21 protein-coding genes and 2 tRNA genes are annotated in these 22007 nt (G+C 70.4%); 19 read left to right on the top strand and 4 right to left on the bottom strand.

Translation table 11 applies throughout. From position 1 onward, the window contains the following. The first annotated feature begins 45 nt into the window (after positions 1–45). The 5 genes from proB to ACFY1L_RS11485 all read left to right on the top strand — a co-directional run bounded on the left by proB (position 46) and on the right by ACFY1L_RS11485 (position 5034). Positions 46–1152 (top strand): glutamate 5-kinase, encoded by a 1107-nt coding sequence (proB, locus tag ACFY1L_RS11465; protein WP_388822904.1) that lies wholly within the window; start codon positions 46–48, stop codon positions 1150–1152. A gap of 142 nt (positions 1153–1294) precedes the next feature. Further along, positions 1295–1762: a hypothetical protein gene (locus ACFY1L_RS11470; RefSeq protein ID WP_388822906.1), complete on the top strand. Its 468-nt coding sequence runs from the start codon at positions 1295–1297 to the stop codon at positions 1760–1762. 103 nt (positions 1763–1865) lie between these two features. Next, positions 1866–3152, top strand: a complete 1287-nt coding sequence (locus ACFY1L_RS11475; protein WP_388821686.1) for a glutamate-5-semialdehyde dehydrogenase — start codon at positions 1866–1868, stop codon at positions 3150–3152. Positions 3153–3295: 143 nt separating this feature from the next. Beyond that, positions 3296–3862, top strand: a complete 567-nt coding sequence (locus tag ACFY1L_RS11480) for a hypothetical protein (RefSeq protein WP_388821690.1) — start codon at positions 3296–3298, stop codon at positions 3860–3862. Positions 3863–3963: 101 nt separating this feature from the next. Then, a complete protein-coding gene (locus ACFY1L_RS11485; RefSeq protein ID WP_388821693.1) occupies positions 3964–5034 on the top strand; it encodes a hypothetical protein in 1071 nt (356 codons plus the stop codon). A gap of 77 nt (positions 5035–5111) precedes the next feature. On the opposite strand, the gene ACFY1L_RS11490 is transcribed toward ACFY1L_RS11485, so the two are convergent. Beyond that, entirely contained in the window at positions 5112–6224 is a 1113-nt protein-coding gene (locus ACFY1L_RS11490) for a M48 family metallopeptidase (RefSeq protein WP_388821696.1), read from the bottom strand. A 127-nt stretch (positions 6225–6351) separates the two neighbouring features. Between ACFY1L_RS11490 and ACFY1L_RS11495 the strand changes: the two genes are divergently transcribed. The 7 genes from ACFY1L_RS11495 to ACFY1L_RS11525 all read left to right on the top strand — a co-directional run bounded on the left by ACFY1L_RS11495 (position 6352) and on the right by ACFY1L_RS11525 (position 10620). Further along, on the top strand, positions 6352–6513 hold the full coding sequence (locus tag ACFY1L_RS11495; protein ID WP_275774861.1) for a hypothetical protein: 162 nt from the start codon (positions 6352–6354) through the stop codon (positions 6511–6513). Between the two features lie 110 nt (positions 6514–6623). Continuing rightward, on the top strand, positions 6624–6788 hold the full coding sequence (locus ACFY1L_RS11500; protein WP_388821699.1) for a hypothetical protein: 165 nt from the start codon (positions 6624–6626) through the stop codon (positions 6786–6788). A gap of 79 nt (positions 6789–6867) precedes the next feature. Next, complete coding sequence (nadD, locus tag ACFY1L_RS11505) at positions 6868–7506, top strand: nicotinate-nucleotide adenylyltransferase (RefSeq protein WP_388821702.1); 639 nt, start codon at positions 6868–6870, stop codon at positions 7504–7506. 16 nt (positions 7507–7522) lie between these two features. Continuing rightward, on the top strand, positions 7523–9226 hold the full coding sequence (locus tag ACFY1L_RS11510; protein WP_388821705.1) for a LytR C-terminal domain-containing protein: 1704 nt from the start codon (positions 7523–7525) through the stop codon (positions 9224–9226). Between the two features lie 99 nt (positions 9227–9325). After that, on the top strand, positions 9326–9769 hold the full coding sequence (rsfS, locus tag ACFY1L_RS11515) for a ribosome silencing factor (protein ID WP_388821708.1): 444 nt from the start codon (positions 9326–9328) through the stop codon (positions 9767–9769). Then, on the top strand, positions 9766–10437 hold the full coding sequence (locus ACFY1L_RS11520; protein WP_388821711.1) for a histidine phosphatase family protein: 672 nt from the start codon (positions 9766–9768) through the stop codon (positions 10435–10437). The genes rsfS and ACFY1L_RS11520 overlap by 4 nt, the downstream gene beginning before the upstream one ends. A 110-nt stretch (positions 10438–10547) precedes the next feature. After that, positions 10548–10620 (top strand) — tRNA-Ala (locus tag ACFY1L_RS11525). 85 nt (positions 10621–10705) lie between these two features. Here the strand turns inward: ACFY1L_RS11525 and ACFY1L_RS11530 are convergent. After that, positions 10706–11578: a helix-turn-helix transcriptional regulator gene (locus ACFY1L_RS11530; protein ID WP_388821714.1), complete on the bottom strand. Its 873-nt coding sequence runs from the start codon at positions 11576–11578 to the stop codon at positions 10706–10708. A 225-nt stretch (positions 11579–11803) separates the two neighbouring features. Between ACFY1L_RS11530 and ACFY1L_RS11535 the strand changes: the two genes are divergently transcribed. From ACFY1L_RS11535 to ACFY1L_RS11550, 4 genes are all read left to right on the top strand, one after another. After that, positions 11804–13165: an MFS transporter gene (locus tag ACFY1L_RS11535; protein ID WP_388821717.1), complete on the top strand. Its 1362-nt coding sequence runs from the start codon at positions 11804–11806 to the stop codon at positions 13163–13165. 69 nt (positions 13166–13234) lie between these two features. Continuing rightward, complete coding sequence (locus ACFY1L_RS11540) at positions 13235–13408, top strand: hypothetical protein (RefSeq protein WP_388821720.1); 174 nt, start codon at positions 13235–13237, stop codon at positions 13406–13408. A gap of 3 nt (positions 13409–13411) precedes the next feature. Next, positions 13412–13645 (top strand): hypothetical protein, encoded by a 234-nt coding sequence (locus tag ACFY1L_RS11545; RefSeq protein WP_003976229.1) that lies wholly within the window; start codon positions 13412–13414, stop codon positions 13643–13645. 94 nt (positions 13646–13739) lie between these two features. Continuing rightward, positions 13740–13812, top strand: a tRNA-Ala gene (locus ACFY1L_RS11550). 112 nt (positions 13813–13924) lie between these two features. On the opposite strand, the gene ACFY1L_RS11555 is transcribed toward ACFY1L_RS11550, so the two are convergent. Both ACFY1L_RS11555 and ACFY1L_RS11560 read right to left on the bottom strand, forming a co-directional pair. After that, positions 13925–15538 carry an NADH-ubiquinone oxidoreductase-F iron-sulfur binding region domain-containing protein gene (locus ACFY1L_RS11555; RefSeq protein ID WP_388821723.1) on the bottom strand — a complete coding sequence of 538 codons (1614 nt, stop codon included), beginning with the start codon at positions 15536–15538 and terminating at the stop codon, positions 13925–13927. Further along, complete coding sequence (locus ACFY1L_RS11560; RefSeq protein WP_388821726.1) at positions 15535–16824, bottom strand: cytochrome b/b6 domain-containing protein; 1290 nt, start codon at positions 16822–16824, stop codon at positions 15535–15537. The genes ACFY1L_RS11555 and ACFY1L_RS11560 overlap by 4 nt, the downstream gene beginning before the upstream one ends. Positions 16825–17239: 415 nt before the next feature. On the opposite strand from ACFY1L_RS11560, the gene leuS reads away from it, so the two are divergent. The 3 genes from leuS (at position 17240) to ACFY1L_RS11575 (ending at position 21907) form a co-directional block, all read left to right on the top strand. Further along, positions 17240–20113 carry a leucine--tRNA ligase gene (gene leuS, locus ACFY1L_RS11565; protein ID WP_388821729.1) on the top strand — a complete coding sequence of 958 codons (2874 nt, stop codon included), beginning with the start codon at positions 17240–17242 and terminating at the stop codon, positions 20111–20113. A gap of 141 nt (positions 20114–20254) precedes the next feature. Beyond that, entirely contained in the window at positions 20255–20989 is a 735-nt protein-coding gene (locus tag ACFY1L_RS11570; protein ID WP_388821732.1) for a hypothetical protein, read from the top strand. Positions 20990–21061: 72 nt separating this feature from the next. After that, on the top strand, positions 21062–21907 hold the full coding sequence (locus ACFY1L_RS11575) for a DegV family protein (protein WP_388821735.1): 846 nt from the start codon (positions 21062–21064) through the stop codon (positions 21905–21907). The last annotated feature ends 100 nt before the right edge of the window (positions 21908–22007 follow it).

Genomic DNA, 22007 nt, shown 5'->3' on the forward strand with positions numbered 1-22007 from the left:
GTGCGCGAGGGGACGGAACAGCAGGTGGCAGCGGCTAGGCAGGGTGTGGCGGAAGCCCGCAGGATCGTCGTCAAGGTGGGCTCCTCGTCGCTGACCACGGCCGCCGGCGGCCTCGACGCCGACCGGGTCGACGCGCTCGTCGACGTCCTCGCCAAGAGCCGCAGCGGGGGTGAGAAGGAGATCGTCCTGGTCTCCTCCGGCGCCATCGCCGCAGGTCTCGCCCCGCTGGGCCTGCGCCGCCGCCCCAAGGACCTGGCCCGCCAGCAGGCCGCCGCCAGTGTCGGCCAGGGCCTGCTCGTCGCCCGCTACACCGCCTCCTTCGCCCGCTATGGCGTCCGCGTCGGCCAAGTCCTGCTCACCAGCGACGACATGAGCCGCCGCGCCCACCACCGCAACGCCTCCCGCACCCTCGACAAGCTGCTGGCGATGGGCGCGTTCCCTATCGTGAACGAGAACGACACCGTCGCCACCGACGAGATCCGCTTCGGCGACAACGACCGGCTCGCCGCCCTCGTCGCCCACCTCGTCCACGCCGACCTGCTGGTGCTGCTCTCCGACGTCGACGGCGTGTACGACGGCGACCCCGGCAAGCCCGGCACCTCGCGGATAGCGGAGGTGCGGGGGCCGTCCGATCTTGCCGAGGTGGAGATCGGCAGTGCCGGAAAGGCCGGCGTCGGCACCGGCGGCATGGTCACCAAGATCGAGGCGGCCGGGATCGCTGCGGCCGCCGGTATCCCCGTCGTCCTGACCAGCGCGGTCCACGCCGCCGAAGCCTTGTCCGGCGGTGACACCGGCACCTACTTCCACCCCACCGGCAAGCGCTCCACCAACCGGCTGCTGTGGCTGCAGCACGCGTCCACCCCGCAGGGCTCGCTGACCCTGGACGACGGGGCGGTGCGGGCGGTCGTCGAGCGGCGCAAGTCTCTGCTGCCGGCCGGGATCGCCGCCGTCGAGGGCGAGTTCGTCGCCGGGGACCCGGTGGAGCTGCGGGACGCCCGGGGGCACGCGGTGGCCCGCGGGCTGGTCAACTTCGACGCCAAGGAGATCCCCCAGCTGCTCGGCCGCTCGACCCGGGAGCTGGCGCGCGAGCTCGGCCCGGCGTACGAGCGCGAGGTCGTACACAGGGACGATCTGGTGATCCTGCACCCGTAAATGGGCCGAAACGTCCGCCCCCGGCGGTGGACGTTCCGCAAAAGCGTCACGTGACGGCCTGCGGCCTGCTCAACTTTGTCTCGGGGACACATTCCGCACGAGCACTGCTCGACCTTGCGTAAAGGAGGCCGTCGTGAGACGAGTGCGCCCTGGGACGGCGTCCCGCGGCGGCGCCGGTGCCGCAGCGGGCGCCCCCTCCCGCGCGGCCGGCGAGGAACGCACCCTCACCAGCGTCGCGGCCGGCGACCGGTACGAGAAGCCGGAGGACCTGCCCCGCCTGTGGCACGTCACGCTCAGCGTCTCCGGCGAGGAGGCCCCGCTCAAGGAGGTGCGGCGCGGCCTCGAGCAGCTCGCCCACGACCACCCCTTTCTCCTGACCAGCAGATACGCGAACGACCACGCGGAGATCCGTTACTGGGAGGAGGCCCGCGACCTGCACGACGCGGCCGCCGTCGCCCTGCGCCTGTGGGGCGAGCACCGCCAGACCGCCAAGCTGCCGCCCTGGGAGATCGTCGGCCTGGAGGTCATCGACCGCGAGACCTACCACCAGCGGATCGCGGAGGGGTACGGCCCGCTGCCCGCCACCCCCGTCGGAGTCCACCCCTTTTGAGTCGATACGGCCGCTTGTCGGCCGTTCTGAGGGATCTGCGGGGCTTGTCTCGGGGTTTGGGATGACCGGTGGACGGGCCCGTCCGGCGCACTACCCTTCCCTCATGACCACGCTCTCGCCGTACGACTCCATGTCCCCGGTCACCCAGGCCGCCTACCGCGCCAAGGCCGCCGCCGCCGACCTCGCCCCGCTGCCGCGCGCGGTCAAGGACGACGCGCTGCTCGCCATCGCGGACGCCCTGGAGGTCCGTACGAGCGAGATCGTCGAGGCCAACGCCAAGGACATCGCCAAGGCCCGCGAGAACGGCACCAGCGAGGCCATCATCGACCGTCTGACGCTCACCCCGGAGCGGGTGCGCGCCATCGCCTCCGACGTCCGGGACGTCGTCTCCCTGCCCGACCCGGTCGGCGAGGTCGTCCGCGGCTCGACCCTGCCGAACGGCATCGACCTGCGCCAGGTCCGCGTCCCGCTCGGCGTCGTCGGCATCATCTACGAGGCCCGCCCCAACGTCACCGTGGACGCCGCCGCCCTGTGCCTGAAGTCCGGCAACGCGGTGCTGCTGCGCGGCTCGGCCTCCGCCTACGAGTCGAACACGGCCCTGGTACGGGTCCTGCGCGACGCCGTGGGCGGCGCGGGGCTGCCCGCCGACGCCATCCAGCTCGTGCCCGGCGAGAGCCGCGAGAGCGTGCGCGAGCTGATGCGCGCCCGCGGCCTGGTCGACGTCCTCATCCCGCGCGGCGGCGCCTCCCTCATCCAGACGGTGGTCTCGGAGTCCATCGTCCCGGTGATCGAGACCGGCACCGGCAACTGCCACGTCTACGTCGACGCCCACGCCGACCTCGACATGGCCATCGACATCCTGATCAACTCCAAGGCACAGCGGGTCAGCGTCTGCAACGCCGCCGAGACCCTCCTCGTCCACCAGGACATCGCCCCCGAATTCCTGCCGCGCGCCCTGGACGCCCTCGCGGAGGCGGGCGTGACCGTGCACGCCGACCCGCGGGTGCTGGCGTACGCGAAGGACTCCAAGGCGACCGTCGTCGAGGCCACGCCGGAGGACTGGGACACCGAGTACCTCTCCTACGACATCGCCGCCGCCGTCGTCGACTCGCTGGACAAGGCCGTCGAGCACATCCGGCTGTGGACCTCCGGTCACACCGAGGCGATCGTCACGACCTCCCAGCAGGCCGCCCGCCGCTTCACGCAGCTGGTCGACTCCACGACCGTCGCGGTGAACGCCTCCACCCGCTTCACCGACGGCGGCCAGTTCGGCTTCGGCGCGGAGATCGGCATCTCCACGCAGAAGCTGCACGCGCGCGGCCCGATGGGGCTCCCGGAGCTGACGAGCACGAAGTACATCGTCACCGGGGACGGCCACATCCGGCGCTGAGCCGGCGGTACCGAGGCAGGGGGCGCATATGCGCCGGGCACGCGCGCCTGGTACGCGCCCGTGCCGCACTGGAGATGTCTCAGCAGGCGGATGAATTTCCATACCGTCTGCCCAAATTGACCCCCCAGGTCTACTCTGGATCCGTGCCGGAGGACGTGGGGGGCACGCCGTTCCCTGACGGCTGGGAGCCCGACGACGACCACGACCGCGGGGTGTCGGACGAAGAGTTCGCCTCCGTGGTCTTCGACGAGGCCTTCGTACGGGCGGCCGTGGTGCACGAGCCGACCGCCGTCGAGCGCCTCCTTGCCGCCGCCCAGGCCAGAGCCGAGGCCTCCGAGGCGGAAGCCCGCCGGGCCCTCGGCAGGGGCGAGCGGTACGAGGAGGGCTACGACCCCTCCGGTTTCGGCCGTGATCCCGACCTCGACGACCTGGACGACACCGACGTCCTCGAAGGCCGCTACGGCGCCCCCGGGACGTACGGAAAGCAGGTCCGCTGGCACCGCCCGGTCGCCTGGATGCTCGCCCTGGTGATGGGGATAGGCATGGTCGCGCTGGCCTTCACCGCGGTCTACCGGGGCGCCTCCTCAGGCAGCCGGGACCAGGTCCCACCGCCCGCCTCGACCGGCCTCGAACAGGGCAGCGCGGCAGCGCCCTCCGCTTCCGCCGACACGTCCCAGCCGGCGATCTCGGTGATCCCGCGCAGCCCTTGAGCGGGGCGCTTCGCCCTCACTTTCGATCCTGGTGAGAACCTGTCAGAACTTGTCGTGTACCAGGGCGTTTACCGGGGCGCTCGGCGACCTACCCTGAATGTATGGGAGGGCCTGGAGACCCACCGGAGGGGACACCCGAGGGCGCCCCCGGCGGTGGCGAGGACGAGTACCGATCCGTCGTGTTCGACGAGTCGTTCGTCCGCGCTGCCCGCCTCCAGGAGTTCTCCGCGCAGGAGCGCATGGCCGACCACGCGCCCGCCGTACGCCGCCGCCCACCCCTTCGCCGGGGCCTGTCCCGGCAGGCGCTGATCCTGGTCCTGCTGATCGCCGTGGCCTTCGGCACCGCGATCTACATGGGTGTACGCCACCCCTACCAGACCCCCTCCGCCCGGCAGCCCGTCGAGCCCCTGCGGATGACCGTCATACCGCTCTCCCCGCAGGGCAAGGTGCCCGGCGCGGCCGATCCCGAGTACCTGTACGCGCACAGTCCCGCCGCGCAGTTCCGCGTCGGCGCCGAGGGGATACCCCTGCCCGCCTCGCGGCGCACCGCGCACTTCTCGGACAGCCAGGTGGTTGCCGCCCTGACCACGGCGAAGGACTACATCGTCCGCTCCTCGCTCTACCCCGAGGTCATCAGCGGCCAGGAGGTCCGCCCCGTGCGCGTCATGCTCGACGGCGACCAGCTCGACCAGTTCGACCAGAGCTTCGAGCACCCGGTGGCCGACGGCAGGCACCAGCCCACCGGATGGCTGGTTCGCTTCGACCAGACCCGCGCCGAGCTCGCCGACCGCAGGATCCGCGTCCAGGGCACACTGCAGGCCGCCGAGACCGACTCCTCCACCCTCGAGGTCACCGCCGACCACACCTTCGTGTACGCGCTGAAGCCGACCGGCTCCGGGGCCAAGGCCCAGGCCTCCCTGTTCACCGTCCGGCGCGAGCTGCACTTCCGCTTCGACCGCGACGACCTGCGCCTGCACCAGGCCCAGCTGATCGTCTCCTACGTCCAGGCCGGCCCGCTGTCCTGCGCCGAGGACTCGACCAACCACCTCCACCCGCTCCTGGCCGGCCAGACGGCCAAGGCGGGCGGCCCCGCGGGCACCGACCCGTACGCGACGGGCGGCGCCACGGCCCTGTGCGGATCGCTGGCGACGAGCGCCCAGCCCAAGGTGTGAGCCGAGCGCGCTGCCCCGGGTGCGAGAGGCCGACGGGGCGTTTCCCGTCCCGTCGGCTGCTTACTCGGCCGTCTCGGTCAGTCCTCGTCCCGCGGCGGCGTGTCCGTGGGCGGCTCGTCCTGCGGCGGCTGCTCCTGTGAGGGGGCCGAGCTCGCGAAGCCGTCGAACCCGCGCCGCACCCGCCCGCCGATGCCCCCGGCCCCGCCGGCGATGTCGCTGACGAGCTTCATCAGCGGGTCCTTGGAGCTCTTCACATTGCTGGCGTAGCTCGCCGCCGACTCCCGGAACGAGTCCGAGACCGAGGTGTCCTTGTCCTCGCTGCGCCGCGGGTAGTGGCCGTCCATGATCCGCTGGTAGTCGCGGGTCTCGGACCACTTCTTCAGCTCGGCCGCGCGAATGGTGGTGAACGGGTGCGAGCGCGGCAGCAGGTTCAGGATCTTCAGTACGGAGTCGCGCAGGTCGCCGCCCGCCTCGTACTCCTCGGCCTGCTTGAGGAACGCGTCCACGTTCATCTCGTGCAGATGGTTGCCGCCCGCGATCTTCATCAGACCGCGCATCGAGGCCTTCAGGTCCTGCCCGACCAGGAGCCCCGCCCGGTCCGCGGACAGCTCCGACTTGCGGAACCACTCGCGCAGCGCCGTCACGATCGCCATGATCGCGAGGGTGCCCAGCGGGATCCAGGCGACCCGGATCGCCAGGTTGGTCAGGAACAGCAGGATCGTGCGGTACACCGCGTGCCCGGACAGGGCGTGGCCCACCTCGTGGCCGATGACCGCCCGCATCTCCTCCTCGTCGAGCAGCTCGACGAGCCCGGTGGTGACGACGATGATCGGCTCGTCCAGGCCGATGCACATCGCGTTCGGCTGCGGGTCCTGATTCACGTACATCGGCGGGACCTTCTCCAGGTCCAGGATGTAACAGGCGTCCCGCAGCATGTCGTTGAGGTGTGCGAACTGCTGGTCCGAGACGCGCACCGAGTCGGACAGGAACAGCAGCCGCAGGCTGCGCTCGGGCAGCAGGCCGCTGAGCGCCTTGAACACGGTGTCGAAGCCGCTCAGTTTGCGCAGCGCCACAAGCGCGCTGCGGTCGGCCGGGTGCTCGTACGCACGCGAGGAGATCCCCGGGAAGCGCCGGCGCTGCCTGCTCGGTACGTTCTCGTGTCCGTTGTGCTCGTGGCCGTCGTCGGACATGTCTTCCCCCATGTGCGTGTGAGTGGCCCTTTGCGGACCCTTGTGCGGCCCTTTGCGCCCCCGAAGCAAGGCCCAGCCTAGGCGGAGTTACCGTGGACGGGCACTACACCGAAGGAGTCCCATCACCATGGAGCACACCCCCGCAGCCGCCTGGCTCGCCGAGGCCACGAGCGCCGCCCAGCACCAAGGGCCGGGGAATCTGCTCCGGGTCGTACTGATCGTGATGATGGTGGGTTGCGCGCTGACCGGGTGGTTCCTGTTGCGGGGGTACAAGCAGAAAGACGACTGACGACCGCCCGGGGTTCCCCAACGGCGGAGTCGGCGTGATCGCCGCCGAGAGGCCCCCTTACGATGGGCCGACATCTTTATCCCGCCCACACCGGATAGGTTCTGCCGAAGATGAGCTTCCACAGCACCGCTGCCCAGTTGGTCACCCTCGCTGCCGAGGGCGAGGAGCACGGCGGCAACCACGAGAGCCTCAGCCCCTACGTCACCGGCGGCAGCGCGCTGTTCATCCTGCTGCTCCTGCTGTGGATCACCACCCGCTTCAACCGCGACCGCTGAGTCCGCAGGCGCCCCGTACCAGGGCATCCCGGGCATCCGTCGACCGGCGTCTCAGGCCGGGCCGGTAGGGTCTGCACGCATGGGAGAGCAGGACATGCCTACCGGTCCCGGCAACGGCCCGTCGACCCCCGGCAAGCGGCGTCTCGGCGTCATGGGCGGAACATTCGACCCGATCCACCACGGGCACCTCGTGGCGGCCAGCGAGGTCGCCGCGCAGTTCCACCTGGACGAGGTGGTGTTCGTCCCGACCGGCCAGCCGTGGCAGAAGACCCACCGCCATGTCTCCCCGGCCGAGGACCGCTACCTGATGACGGTGATCGCGACCGCCGAGAACCCGCAGTTCTCGGTGAGCCGCATCGACATCGACCGCGGCGGCCCCACCTACACCGTGGACACCCTGCGCGACCTGCGCGCGCTCAACCCGGACACGGACCTCTTCTTCATCACCGGCGCCGACGCCCTCGGTCAGATCCTCACCTGGCGCGACTCGGAGGAGCTGTTCTCCCTCGCGCACTTCATCGGGTGCACCCGGCCCGGCCACCACCTGACCGACCACGGACTTCCGGAGGGCGGCGTCTCGCTGGTCGAGGTTCCCGCGCTGGCCATCTCCTCCACAGAGTGCCGTGCGAGAGTCGCCAAGGGAGACCCCATCTGGTACATGGTGCCGGACGGAGTCGTGCGCTACATCGACAAGCGCGAGCTGTACCGCGGCGAGTGAGCCGAGAGGGGCACCGGTGAACGACCGATACGACGCGGGCTACGGCGGCGACCACGACGACCAGTACGAGCTCGTCGGCTATGACGAGTACGGCAGGCCCGTGTACCGGCAGGCCCCGCAGCAGCAGGCTCCCCAGCAGCCGTACGACCCGTACGCCCAGCAACAGGGCTACGGATACGACCCGTACGCGACCGGCACACAGCAGCCCGTCCCGCCGTACGACCCCTACGGCACCGGCCAGCAGCCGCCCATGCCTTCCTACGACCCGTACGGCACCGGGGCGCCCCAGGGCGGCGCGCCCTCGGCGCCGTACGACCCCTACGGGCGGGCCGCGGCCAGTGGGCAGCAGCCCCGGGTCGCCGAGCAGACCGCCTACATCCCGCAGCAGGCCGGCCCGGTGGAGCCGACCCGCGAGGCGGAGGCCCCGGGCCGGGACGAACGGGACTACCGCACCGAGCAGTTCGCCTTCGTCGAGGAACCCGACGGCGACTCCGAAGACGTCATCGACTGGCTGAACTTCACCGAGAACCGCACCGAGCGCCGCGAGGAGGCCAAGCGCCGCGCCCGCAGCCGCCTGGTCGCCCTGGTCGTGGTCCTCGCCCTGGTCGCGGTCGGCGGCGTCGGCTACCTCTGGTACGCAGGGAAGCTGCCGGGCCTGTCGAAGTCGGGCTCGAAGACGGCCACGGCGACGGCCGCGGGCGCCCAGAACCGCGACGTGATCGTCGTCCACCTGCACAACACCAAGAAGGGCGGCACCTCCACGGCGCTGCTCGTCGACAACACCACCACCAAGCAGGGCACCACCGTCCTGCTGCCCAACTCCCTTGCCCTGACGGACGACGACGGCAACACCACCACCCTCGCCAAGTCGGTCGACGGCGACGGCTCCTCCGGCACCCGCGACGCCCTCGACACGGTCCTCGGCACCAACATCGAGGGCACCTGGCGGCTGGACACCCCCTACCTGCAGAACCTCGTCGACCTCGTCGGCAACATCGACGTCGACACCAACGCCGACGTACCCGACCCGGACGCCACCAAGAAGGGCGCCGCGCCCTTCGTCCACAAGGGCAAGGACCAGACCCTCAGCGGCAAGATGGCCGTCGCCTACGCCACCTACCGCGCCTCCGGAGAGGCCCAGAACGCCCAGCTGGAGCGGTTCGGCCAGGTCATGCAGGGCGTGCTGCGCAAGCTGTCCTCCGACCCGACGGCGGCGACCACCACCGTGCAGACGCTGGCGCAGATCCTGGACCCCTCCCTGACCGACAAGGACCTCGGCACCTTCCTCGCCAAGCTCGCCGACCTCGCCAAGGGCGGCGACTACAAGACCGCCCTGCTGCCCGTCCAGAACGACGGCACGATGAGCGCGCAGGCCAGCGCCAGTGTGGTCAAGGACGTCCTCGGCGGCACCGCGAAGAGCCCCGACAAGGGCGACGCCGTCAGCGTCTCCGTCCAGAACGCCAGCGGTGTGAAGGACAACACCGAGAAGGCCCGCGTGGTCCTCCTCAACGGCGGCTTCACCTTCCTGGAGGGCGGCACGGCCACCGCCGCCTCGGCGACCTCCAAGGTCGTCTACTCCGACGCCGCCGACAAGGAGAACGCCACCGAGGTCGCCAAGACCCTGGGACTGCCCGGCAGCTCCGTCACCAAGGGCAAGGTCACCTCGAACGCGGACGTCTCGGTGGTCCTGGGCCAGAACTACAAGCCGTCGTCGTCCTGACGGTCCCGGCCGCCCCACGTGATCCCCTAATCACGTGGGGTGCTCCCGGCGGTCCGTGAGACCCTTGATGTCAAGTGACCGCCGACCGAAAGCCACGTAGTGACCGCCACTGACCGTTCTCTCGAGCTCCTCCACACCGCCGCCCAGGCGGCCGCCGACAAGCTCGCGCACGACATCATCGCCTACGACGTCAGCGACGTCCTGTCGATCACGGACGCCTTCCTGCTGGCCTCCGCGCCCAACGACCGCCAGGTCAAGTCGATCGTCGACGAGATCGAGGAGCGGCTCCAGAAGGAGCTCGGCGCAAAGCCGGTGCGCCGCGAGGGCGACCGCGAAGCCCGCTGGGTCCTCCTCGACTACGTCGACATCGTCGTCCACGTCCAGCACAGCGAGGAGCGTGTCTTCTACGCCCTTGAGCGGCTGTGGAAGGACTGCCCCGAGCTGGAGCTGCCCGCCGACGCCAAGGCCACCCGCGGCAAGGCCGAGGAGCACGCCAAGCTGCAGGCCGCCGAGGAGGCGGCCGACCTGGGCGGTGAGTGGTGAGCGCAACCGGTGAGGTGTCCGCGGGAAGGCCGGGCCGGGGCCGCCGCGTCATCCTGTGGCGGCACGGCCAGACCTCCTGGAACGTGGAGCGCCGCTTCCAGGGCACCACGGACGTCCCGCTCACCGAGGCCGGCGTGGCCCAGGCCCGCCGCGCCGCCCGGCTGCTGGTCTCCCTCAATCCCGACGCGATCGTCGCCTCCGACCTCCAGCGCGCCGCGAACACGGCGGCCGAGCTCGCCGGGCTCACCGGCTTGGAGGTCACTCACGACGAGGCGCTGCGCGAGACCTACGCGGGCGTCTGGCAGGGGCTGACGCACGAGGAGATCATCGAGCGGCACGGCGAGGAGTACGCCGCGTGGAAGCGCGGCGAGCCGGTGCGCCGCGGCGGCGGTGAGCTGGAGACCGAGGTGGCCGAGCGCGCCGCCCCCGTCGTGCTGCGGCACGCAGAGAAGCTCCCCGACGACGGCACGCTCGTGGTCGTCAGCCACGGCGGGACGATCCGTACCACCATCGGACGCCTCCTGGGCCTGGAGGCCCACCACTGGGAGAGCCTCGGCGGTCTCTCCAACTGCTGCTGGTCCGTCCTCGGCGAGGGCGCCCGCGGCTGGCGCCTGCTGGAGCACAACGCCGGCACGCTGCCGGAGCCGGTGCTCGGCGACGACGACTGAACGCCGGATCGGCCGTCGCCTGAGCCCCGGGACCCGGATTTCACTTTCCGGCAGGTCGCAGGCTAAAGTTCTTCTTGTTCGCCCCGCGGAGCGGGGGGAACGAAGAACAAGGGGCTATAGCTCAGTTGGTAGAGCGCCTGCATGGCATGCAGGAGGTCAGGAGTTCAATTCTCCTTAGCTCCACAGATCGACTCGACGGATCTACACCCTGTTGAGTTGTCAAAGATCGATTGACGAGGATCCCGTCCCTTCAAGGGGGCGGGATTTTTCATTGCACCCAGGACTCCCGCGACGGCGGCCACAGTTTCTCCCTGCGCTCCCTCAGCAGTGCCGTGCGCTGCGCCGTCTCCTCGTCCTCCGGCGTGTAGACGACGATCCGGCACTCCGGCATGCCGTTGACCGACAGGGACACCGACGTCATCCGCAACTCGCCCACGTCCGCGTGCCGGAAGACCTTCACCCGTCGCCCCGGCTCCGCCACGTCGCCGCTCTCCCACAGCCGGGCGAACAGAGGGCTCGCCGCCGACAGCCTGCGTATGAAGTCCTCCCAGACCGGCTCCCCGGCATGCAGTCCGTACGAGGCGCGCAGGGTCGCCACCATGACCGGCAGCTCGGTCTCCCGGAACAGCAGCGGGCAGTCGTCCTCGGGCACCGTGAACAGCTTCCACAGCGCGTTGGCAGGGCGGTCGGGCGGTATCGGCTCCGTGTGGAACAGGTCGCGGTAGACGGGGTTGGCGGCCAGGATGTCGTAGCGCGAGTTGTAGACCACCGCGGGGCGCGGGTCGAGGGCGTCGATGATGCCCTGGATCTCCGGGCCCACCGTCTGCGCGAGGGCCTCCGGGGCGGTCGTGAACGGCACCTCCGCCAGGTGGTAGAGATGCTCCCGCTCCGGCGGATCCAGTCGCAGGGTGCGCGCCACGGCGTCCAGGACCTGCGCCGAGGCGTTGATCGGTCTGCCCTGCTCGAGCCATGTGTACCAGGTCACGCCCACGCCCGAGAGCTGGGCGACCTCCTCGCGGCGCAGCCCCGGCGTGCGGCGCCGCAGGCCCGGCGGCATGCCCACGTCCGCGGGCGTCACCCGGGCCCGCCTGCTGCGCAGGAACGCGGCCAGCTCGGGCCGTCGTCGGTGTGTCGTCGCCATCGTCACGTCCCCCTCGTCACGACCATCCTCGATGCCGGACTTGTCCCCTGCCAGGTGCTGTCAGTACCAGCATCGGCGGGCTCTCGGCACCCGTACCGGGGCGTCGTCAGGCTCGACGGCATGACGACAACTCCCCGTACGGAACCGGGTTCTGCCCCGGTTCCAAGTCCTGCGAAAAGTGAAACACCCGCCACTGACAATCGGCCCCGGGCGCTGCTCGCCCTCGTGCTCGCCGCCCAGTTCATGGCGCTGCTCGACGTGTTCATCGTGAACGTCGCGGCCCCGACCATCGGCACCGAACTCCACGCCTCGGGCGCCGACTTGCAGCTGGTCATCGCCGGATACGCCATCACCTACTCGGTGTTGCTGATCACCGGTGCCCGGCTCGGCGACCGGCTGGGGCACGGTCGTGTCCATCTGGCCGGGCTCGCCCTGTTCACCGCCGCCTCGCTCGCCTGCGGGCTGGCCCGGGGCTCGACCGAACTCATCGTGTTCCGGCTGGTGCAGGGCGCCGGCTCGGCCGTGATGATCCCGCAGGTGCTCAGCCTGATCCAGCGCAACTTCACCGGCGAGGCCAGGGCCCGGGCGCTCGGCGTGTACTCGGCGGTCATCGCGGTCGGTGCGGCGGCCGGTCAGGTCGTCGGCGGAGTCCTGGTCAGCGCCGATCTGTTCGGCACGAGCTGGCGGCCGGTGTTCCTCGTGAACGTGCCGGTGGGTCTCGTACTGCTGGCCGTAGGAAGTCGCGTACTGCCCGCCAGTGAGGCGGCGCGGGAGCGGGCACGCGGCCTCGACCTGCCGGGGCTGGTGCTGCTCGGCGCGGCCGTGTCGCTGTTCACGGTGCCTCTGGTGCTCGGGCAGGAGGAGGACTGGCCGCTGTGGTCCTGGCTGTCGCTGGCCGCCGCCGCGGTGCTGTTCGCGCTGTTCTGCTTCTACGAGACCCGGCTCGCCCGGCGCGGCGGCGCCCCGCTCATCGCGCCACGTGTGCTTCGTCACCCCGGCATGGCCCTGGCCGTCTTCCGCATCCTTGCGGTCATGGCCGTCAACGGCGGCTTCCTGTTCGCGCTGACCCTGCATGTCCAGGGCGGCCTCGGCTACAGCGCCCTGCGGGCGGGCCTCACCTTCGCGCCGACCGCGGTCGTCTTCGGAGCGGTGGGTCTGACCTGGCGTCGGTGGCCTGCCTCCTGGCAGCGGCTGCTGACGCCCGCCGGGTTCGTGCTCACCGCGCTGTCCGTGGCGGGCGTGGGCATGGTCCTGAAGGGCGGCGACGAGGGCGGAGCGCTGCTGTACGTGGCGTACGCAGGCGTAGGCGTGGGACTCGCGCTCGGTTTCAGCCCGACTCTGACGCGGGCCCTGGCCACGGTCCGGCCGGAGGACGCGGCGGACGCCAGCGGACTGCTCGCCACAGTCGCGCAGCTCGGACAGCTGACCGGAGTCGCCGCGTTCGGCACACTGTTCTTGAACCGGCTTGAGTCACTTGGGGGCCCGGAGGCGTATACCTCTGCGGAGGCGCTTTTGGCGTGCATGTTCGCGCTGGCCGGGACGGCCGCGGTGGGTGCCGTGTCCGGACTGGTACGGAGGCGTCGCTGACCGTATCGGTCCGGCCGTGGCAGAATCAAACGGCCGGAAGGGGGCGCGGCCCGACGGGAGGGAGCAGTGATGCCTGCGAGCATCCTCGAGGAGGTCGGCCACCTCCTCGAAGCGGCGTCGACACGGGACACGGTCACCCGTCTGAGCTGCCCTTCCTGCGGTTCCGCCCATGTGGCCCAGGTCCTTGGCGACAATGGCGGAATTTCCTACGTGTGCACGGCCTGCGGCCACAGCTGGAGCTGATCGATGGGTGCACACAGGCGAAAGTGCGACTGGTGCGGTAGTGGGACGCCGATCGTCCGGGACATGGAACCGGTCAATCCCGACTACCAGTACTGGTGCGAGGAGTGCGCGCGGGCGCTGATCATAAAGGGCGACCCGATCGAGACGTACCGCGAACTGGAGGGCGAGCCGATCTACGGCCGTCTCCTTGAGGAGCACTGCACTCTCAAGCGGTTCTACTCGTTCGTGACGGCTTGACCCGGGCCGCCCCCGGAAACGATTTGGTGTTCCACCCGGGGGACCGTGTAATGTTGGCGCAGCCGCCGGGGGAAACCTCCGCGGAACACCGCAAGGGGCTATAGCTCAGTTGGTAGAGCGCCTGCATGGCATGCAGGAGGTCAGGAGTTCAATTCTCCTTAGCTCCACATTCAGATCCCGCCGGATCATCTCGATCCGGCGGGATCTTTCGTGTGTCCAGGGGGAGTTGGGAAATACGGAAGGGCCGCCCGGTTCGGGCGGCCCTTCGTGGTGCGTGCGTCAGCGGCCCAGTGCGCGTCGTCCGCGGCCCTGGGAGAGGACCGGGAGGTTGCGGGACGGGGTCTTGTCCCGGGGCGTCTCCTCCTCGATGCGCAGGGCGAGTGCCGGGCAGCGGCGGACCGCGCGCAGCGCCTTGGCCTCCGCGTAGCGCGGCACCTGGGCCTGGGCAACGGTCGGGAAGCCGTCGGCGCCGAGTTCGAAGACCTCGGGGAGGATGTCCGCGCAGAGGCCGTGGCCCCGGCACAGCGTCCAGTCGACGTAGATCTTCTGGCGGCTGGGACCGTTCTCCTCGGGCTCGCCGCCGCCCGGGATGCCCGTGGGCAGCTGGCCGCCCTCGAAGAGCGGCAGAACGCCCTCCACGGGCCGTCCGCAGCCGTTTCCGAGGACGTGCGCGGCCAGGTCGTCGGTGAACGCCTTGATGGTCGACTCCAGGAACATCGCGGAGCCGTCCGGGTGCGAGCAGGCGCCGCGCCGTTTCACGTTCTTGGCGACCTGCTTGAGCGCCTCAAGGGCCGCTGGGCCGCCGCCGTTGAGGATGTCGGCCATGCCGCGCGCGGCGGCGGGCAGGCCGAGGTAGCAGGGACCGCACTGTCCCGCGCTCTCCTCCGCCAGCCACTGCGCCACGCGCAGCGACTCGCCCAGCGGACAAGTCTCCTGTGTGATGGGCAGGATGGCGCCGGCGCCGAGCGCACCGCCCACCGCGTCCAGGGAGTTGCGGGAGACGATCGCCTCGTTGACCGTCGCCGCGTCGATCCACTTGCCGTGGTAACCGCCCGTCAGGACGCCCTGCGGGACCGGCGGGGCGCCGGCGAGCTGGAGGACGTAGCGCAGCGGGACGCCCGTGGGCACCTCGATGACCATGGGACGGGCGACCGCGCCGGAGACCGTCAGCATGACGGTGCCCGGCTCGTCGTACAGACCGGTGTTGCCGTAGCGCTCCGGGCCGATGCGGGCCGCGATGGCCAGCTGGGCGAAGGTCTCGGCGTTCGACAGGAGTGTGGGTGCGCCGCCGACGCCGTTCTGGGAGGCGCTGACCTTGCGGCCGGGCGGGATCGCCGGGCCGCCGTCGATCGAGCGGATCAGCGAGGCCGCCGCTCCTGTGACCATGCGGACGGGGTTGCGCTGCACGCTCGCGCGTATCGCTGATCGGCGGCTGTTGCTGAGGCCGCGTTCGGCGAGCGCGGCCTCCATCGAGCGCTGCGTCGACTCACGGGTGACCCCCACCACGAGCGTGCGGGCACCCAGGGCCTCCGCGACCAGCAGCGCGCCGTCGAGGATGAGGTGCGGGGCACGGTTGATCAGCACCGTGTCCTTGCGGCAGGCCGGCTCGTCCTCGCTTCCGTTGACGACGACGACCGGCCGTACTCCGCGCTTGATCGCCGCTTCGGCGACCGAGCGCAGCTTCTTGTGGAAGGGGAAGCCCGCGCCGCCGCGGCCCTTCAGGTTGATGTTCTCGGCGAGCTTGGCGAGCTGCTCGCCGCCCAGGGGTTCGAGCGGCCCGTGCACCTTGAGGTGCATGGGCAGATCGAGTCTTTCGACAAGGTCGAAGCCAGACGTGAGTTGCGGAAGTCCGACCACGCGGACTTCCGGGACGTCGGGCAGGGCCTCGTTCACCTATAGCCTCCGGAAGGCGTGTTCCAAGGTTCGCCCGATCCCGGCGAGTCGAAGGACGCACCGGGCGATGGTTCGTTGGCGGGACCGCTGTTGTACGTGTCGTTCGGGTTGTACGTGCCGTAGAGGTTGTTCGTCTCACCGGTGTCGTACACATCACTGTTGCGGTAGGCAGCGGTGCCCGAATTGCCATAGGTCGGGATGTTGTATCCGGTGTCCTGCATGGGGTCGTACGCCGACGGGGGCGCCTCGCCGACCGGCGGGGGCGACGGGACCGGCCAGCTGCCCGTGTTGCCGCCGTCCATGTGCGGGATCGCCTCCGTGGGCTGCATGTCCATGGGCAGGTCCATGCGTGCCGTCTGGTCGGCCGCCGCGTAGGGCTGCTGCTCGCGCGGGGGCGTGACGGCGCGGTAGGCGGCCGCGAAGCCGTTCGACGGCTCCGGGGTCATGGTGCGCGAGGCGGGGACGTCGTACATGGGGGAGCCCATGGTGTCGGTGACCGACGGCTTCGCCGGGCGCTGGTTCTCGTAGCCCGGCAGCGCGGACGAGGCCTCCGCCACGCGGGCCCGGCTCGCGTCCAGGTCGTCGCGGCCCAGGCGCTCCTCGTTGCCCAGGAGCGCGGCGAGCCGGTCGGCGACCTTGCGCTTGAAGGGGCGGGGGGCCGCACGGAGGGCCAGCGCTCCGGCCACCGCGACCAGGCAGAGCTCGTAGGAGATCATGAAGAACGGCTTGGCCGCGCGGCCCGCGAAGAGGCCGTGGATCAGGGCCGCGCACCAGGCCGGGTAGGCCAGCATGTGCATGGCGCGCCAGCGTGCCGCGACCGGTGCCGGGGAGGCGAACTGGTTGCGCAGGGCTCCGGTGACGCCCACGAAGATCATGAGCAGGCCGGCCAGGGAGCCGAGGCCGATGAGGCCCGCGCTGCCCTTGATGCCGAGACTGAAGGGGATCAGCGCGGCGATGAGCACGGTGTGGTCCAGCGCCAGCTTGATGGTGATGTGGACCAGGAGGAAGGCAATCGAGGCGACGGCGGTCACCCGGTGGATGCCCTGCGCCAGGATCCGCTGGCGCGTGTTGAGGATCAGCCGGTCCTGGGCGACCAGGCCCCAGATCACGGAGCAGCTGAGTGAGACGAGGGACAGTACGCCGGCACCGAAGTTGAGGAAGTCCTGGAGCCAGCCACCTCCGAGCAGCACGACCACGGGTATGAGCAGCAGAACAACAGCGGTCGCGATCCCGTAGGCCGACCGGCCTGCCTTGGGAAGCGAGCTGTTACTACGACGAGGGTTCATGGGGGCAACTCCGAGCGGTTCGGGAAAGCGGTCCCGGTGCCGCACTCTAAGCGGCGCCATACCGGTGGGTACGACGTTTGAGTTATTGCGTTGTTATCAAAGGACAACGCGCTTGTTGCGATGTCCCGGTAGTGGGTGTTACGCGAAGTAACTTTTGACCTTGGTTCAGTTTTTGTCAGGCCGTGTCAGGCACCAAGGACCCATACGGAAGCGCGTCGCGGCGTGCTCAAGGCCTGCGGTACCCTAACCGCATGCGTGCCGTACGCCTTCTGCTTAGCGAGCCGCGCTGATCAGTCCCGACCACCGGTGACCGGATGGATCGGAATCGGCGCGGCGTCCCCTCCTGTGCGAGGGGATTTTTCGTTTCCGGAACGACGCAGCCGCTGGCAGAGACGATCGATGGAGCTTAAGGATCATGAGCGAGACGAACCCCGCTGCCACCGCCGAGGTGGCAGCGCCGCACCGCTACACGGCCGCCATGGCGGCCGAGATCGAGGCACGCTGGCAGGACTTCTGGGACGCCGACGGCACGTACGCGGCGCCGAACCCCAAGGGCGACCTGGCCGGTGACCCGGAGATCGTCGCCCGGCCCAAGAAGTTCATCATGGACATGTTCCCGTACCCCTCCGGTGCGGGTCTGCACGTCGGCCACCCCCTGGGCTACATCGCCACCGACGTCTTCGCGCGCTTCCAGCGCATGACGGGCCACAACGTCCTGCACACCCTGGGCTTCGACGCCTTCGGCCTGCCCGCCGAGCAGTACGCCGTGCAGACCGGCACGCACCCGCGTGTCTCCACCGAGGCCAACATCGAGAACATGAAGGTCCAGCTGCGCCGGCTGGGCCTGGGCCACGACAAGCGCCGGTCGTTCGCCACGATCGACCCGGACTACTACAAGTGGACCCAGTGGATCTTCCTGCAGATCTTCAACTCCTGGTACGACGCCGAGGCGAACAAGGCCCGTCCGATCTCCGAGCTGATCGCGCAGTTCGAGTCCGGTGAGCGTTCCGTACCGGGGCACACGCGCGCGTGGAGCGAGCTGAACGCCGCCGAGCGCGCCGACGTCCTGGGCGAGTTCCGTCTGGCGTACGCCTCCGACGCGCCGGTCAACTGGTGTCCCGGGCTGGGCACCGTGCTGGCCAACGAGGAGGTCACCGCCGACGGACGTTCCGAGCGCGGCAACTTCCCGGTGTTCAAGGCCAAGCTGCGCCAGTGGAACATGCGGATCACCGCCTACGCCGACCGGCTGCTGGAGGACCTGGAGGCGCTGGACTGGCCCGAGGCGATCAAGCTGCAGCAGCGCAACTGGATCGGCCGCAGCGAGGGCGCCCGCGTCGACTTCCCCATCGACGGCGAGCGCATCACGGTCTTCACCACGCGCCCCGACACCCTGTTCGGCGCGTCCTACATGGTGCTGGCGCCCGAGCACCCCCTGGTCGAGAAGTTCACCCCGGACGCCTGGCCCGAGGGCACGCACCAGGTGTGGACCGGCGGTCACGCGACCCCGGCCGAGGCCGTCGCCGCCTACCGCGCGCAGGCCGCCTCGAAGTCCGACGTCGAGCGGCAGGCCGAGGCCAAGGACAAGACCGGTGTCTTCATCGGCTCGTACGCGACCAACCCGGTCAACGGCGAGCAGGTCCCCGTCTTCATCGCCGACTACGTGCTGATGGGCTACGGCACCGGCGCGATCATGGCCGTGCCGTGCGGCGACCAGCGCGACTTCGAGTTCGCGCGCGCCTTCGAGCTGCCGATCAACTGCATCGTCGAGCCGACCGACGGACGCGGTACCGACACGTCCACGTGGGAGGACGCCTTCGGGTCGTACGACGCGAAGATCATCAACTCCTCCAACGCCGACGTCTCCCTGGACGGCCTGGGCGTCGCCGAGGCCAAGGCGCGTATCACGCAGTGGCTGCAGAGCAAGGGCATCGGCGAGGGCACCGTCAACTTCCGCCTGCGCGACTGGCTGTTCAGCCGCCAGCGCTACTGGGGCGAGCCCTTCCCGATCGTCTACGACGAGGACGGCATCGCACACGCGCTGCCCGAGTCGATGCTGCCGCTGGAGCTGCCGGAGGTCGAGGACTACTCGCCGCGCACCTTCGACCCGGACGACGCGAACACGTCCCCGGAGACGCCGCTGTCGCGCAACGAGGACTGGGTCAACGTCACCCTGGACCTGGGCGACGGGCCGAAGCCGTACCGCCGCGAGACCAACACCATGCCCAACTGGGCCGGGTCCTGCTGGTACGAGCTGCGCTACCTGGACCCGCACAACAGCGAGAAGCTGGTCGACCCGGAGATCGAGCAGTACTGGATGGGCCCGCGCGAGGGCCAGCCGCACGGCGGTGTCGACCTGTACGTCGGCGGCGCCGAGCACGCCGTGCTGCACCTGCTGTACGCGCGCTTCTGGTCCAAGGTCCTGTTCGACCTGGGGCACGTCTCCTCCGCGGAGCCGTTCCACAAGCTGTTCAACCAGGGCATGATCCAGGCCTACGTCTACCGCGACAGCCGTGGCATCGCCGTGCCGGCCGCCGAGGTGGAGGAGCGCGACGGCGCGTACTACTACCAGGGCGAGAAGGTCTCCCGGCTGCTGGGCAAGATGGGCAAGTCCCTGAAGAACGCGGTCACTCCGGACGAGATCGCCGCCGAGTACGGCGCCGACACGCTGCGCCTGTACGAGATGGCGATGGGTCCGCTGGACGTGTCGCGGCCGTGGGACACGCGCGCGGTGGTGGGCCAGTTCCGGCTGCTGCAGCGGCTGTGGCGCAACATCGTCGACGAGGCGACCGGCGAGGTCACCGTCTCCGACGCCGAGCCCGACGAGGACACGCTGCGCGCCCTGCACAAGGCGATCGACGGTGTGCGCGGTGACCTGGAGGGCATGCGGTTCAACACCGCCATCGCCAAGGTGACCGAGCTGAACAACCACCTGACCAAGGCGGGCGGCGTCGTGCCGCGCTCGGTCGCCGAGCCGCTGGTGCTGCTGGTCGCGCCGCTGGCCCCGCACATCGCCGAGGAGCTGTGGCGCAAGCTGGGCCACACCGGCTCCGTCGTCCACCGGGACTTCCCGGTCGCCGACCCGGCCTACGTCGTCGACGAGTCCGTGACCTGCGTCGTGCAGATCAAGGGCAAGGTCAAGGCGCGGCTGGAGGTCTCGCCGTCCATCTCCGAGGAGGAGCTGGAGAAGGTCGCGCTGGCCGACGAGAAGGTCGTCGCGGCGCTGGACGGCGCGGGGATCCGCAAGGTGATCGTGCGGGCGCCGAAGCTGGTGAACATCGTTCCGGCATAGCCGCTCACGGGCCGGGGCGCACGCCTCGGGGTAGTCCCCTACGGGCAGGATCGGGGTTCTTCTGGAACTCCGGGCCTGCCCGTCTCGTTTACCGTGGAAAGGCGATGCGATACGTGTCGTGCCCGGCGGAGGAGGAGCGCAGTGGAAGCAGTGATCGCAGTGTTCGCCCTGCTCTTCGTGCTCTTCCTGGCGCTCGGTGTCTACGCCACGGTGAAGGTGGTCGGCGCCGCCAAGCGCAGCGTGGACCGCACGATCACCCAGGCCCGCCGCACGGTCGAGGACCACACCCTGCGGGCCAAGTCCTTCGCCCAGCCCGGAGCGGCGGGCGAGCTGGCCCAACTGCGGCTGAAGCTGCGCACGTCGATGCGCGCCACGCAGGACGCACTGCACGCGGGCGTGAGCGAGGACGAGTCCCTCAAGGAGTCCCTGGGCCTCTTCCAGCGCCTCAGCGCGCACGGACACGAACTGGACGGCGATCTCAAGCGCCTGGAGGCCGAGCCCGACCGGACCACGCTCGCCGCGCGCCTGCCCGAACTGCGAGAGCGCACCGAGCGCATCACACAGTCGGCGGACTCCCTGCGCTGGGCGGCCCGCGACCGGGCCCGCCGCTTCGCCGACGACGACCTGGACACGCTGAGCGCGCAGATAGACGTGGAGGCCGGTGCCCTGCGGCACTGGACGAAGGAGGAGCCGTCCTCCACCCCGCCGCCGTGGCCCGACGCCCCGGCCGCCGACAACGCGACCGCTCAGCAGACATGGCCGGAGACCCCCCGCTCCCGCACGGCCGAGGAGCCCACGCGGGCCTCCATCACCCCGCCCGCAGCACGCCCCACGTACCCATGGCAGAAGAAACCCCGCCCCGAGAGCACTACTTGATCCGGTCAAGGGCATACCAGGTGAGAGGGGCCGGGCTGCCGTCCGGGCGCTACGGCAGGTAACCTCCAGCTCATGTCCCGCCATGTCGCGATCGTCACCGATTCAACGGCCTACCTGCCGCCGCGGACGATGGAGCGCCACGGCATCACAGCGGTGCCCCTGACCGTGGTCCTCGGTGACCAGGCGCTGGACGAGGGGACCGAGATCTCGACCCGTTCCCTGGCCCAGGCCCTGCAGAAGCGGCGCCCCGTCACCACCTCGCGCCCCAGCCCCCAGCTCTTCGCCGAGACCTACCGCAAGGTCGCCGAGTCCGGTGCCACCGGCATCGTCTCCCTCCATCTCTCCGCCGAGCTGTCGGGCACGTACGACGCGGCGGTCCTCGCGGCGCGCGAGGCACCGGTGCCGGTGCGGGTGGTGGACACCGGGGCGGTCGCGATGGCGCTCGGGTTCTGCACGCTCGCCGCCGCGGAGGCGGCGGAGGCGGGCGGCACGGTGGACGAGGCCGTCACCGCCGCCGAGAAGCGCGCCGCCGGGACGTCCGCCTACTTCTACGTCGACACCCTCGACTATCTGCGCCGCGGCGGCCGGATCGGCGCCGCGCAGGCGCTGCTGGGCTCCGCGCTCGCCGTGAAGCCGCTGCTGCAGCTGGACGGCGGCCGTATCGAACTCCTGGAGAAGGTCCGGACGGCATCGAAGGCGATCGCCCGCCTCGAGGAGATCGCCGCCGCCCGCGCCGGCAGCGCACAGGTCGACATCGCGGTCCACCATCTCGCCGCTCCCGAGCGGGCGTCGGCGCTCGCCGATCGGTTGCGCGCGCGGGTGCCCGGGCTGGCCGATCTGCATGTGAGCGAGGTCGGCGCGGTGATCGGGGCGCACACCGGGCCCGGGTTGCTGGGAGTTGTGGTCTCGCCGCGCTGACGTTTCCTCGGCTGACGTTTGCTCACTCGTGTGGGTGGCGGAGTTATCCACAACTGGGCGGTAATCCCCGGGAATTGAGCAAGATCATCACGGGAGCGGC

Source organism: Streptomyces sp. NPDC001663, assembly GCF_042893105.1.
Taxonomy (GTDB): Bacteria; Actinomycetota; Actinomycetes; order Streptomycetales; family Streptomycetaceae; genus Streptomyces.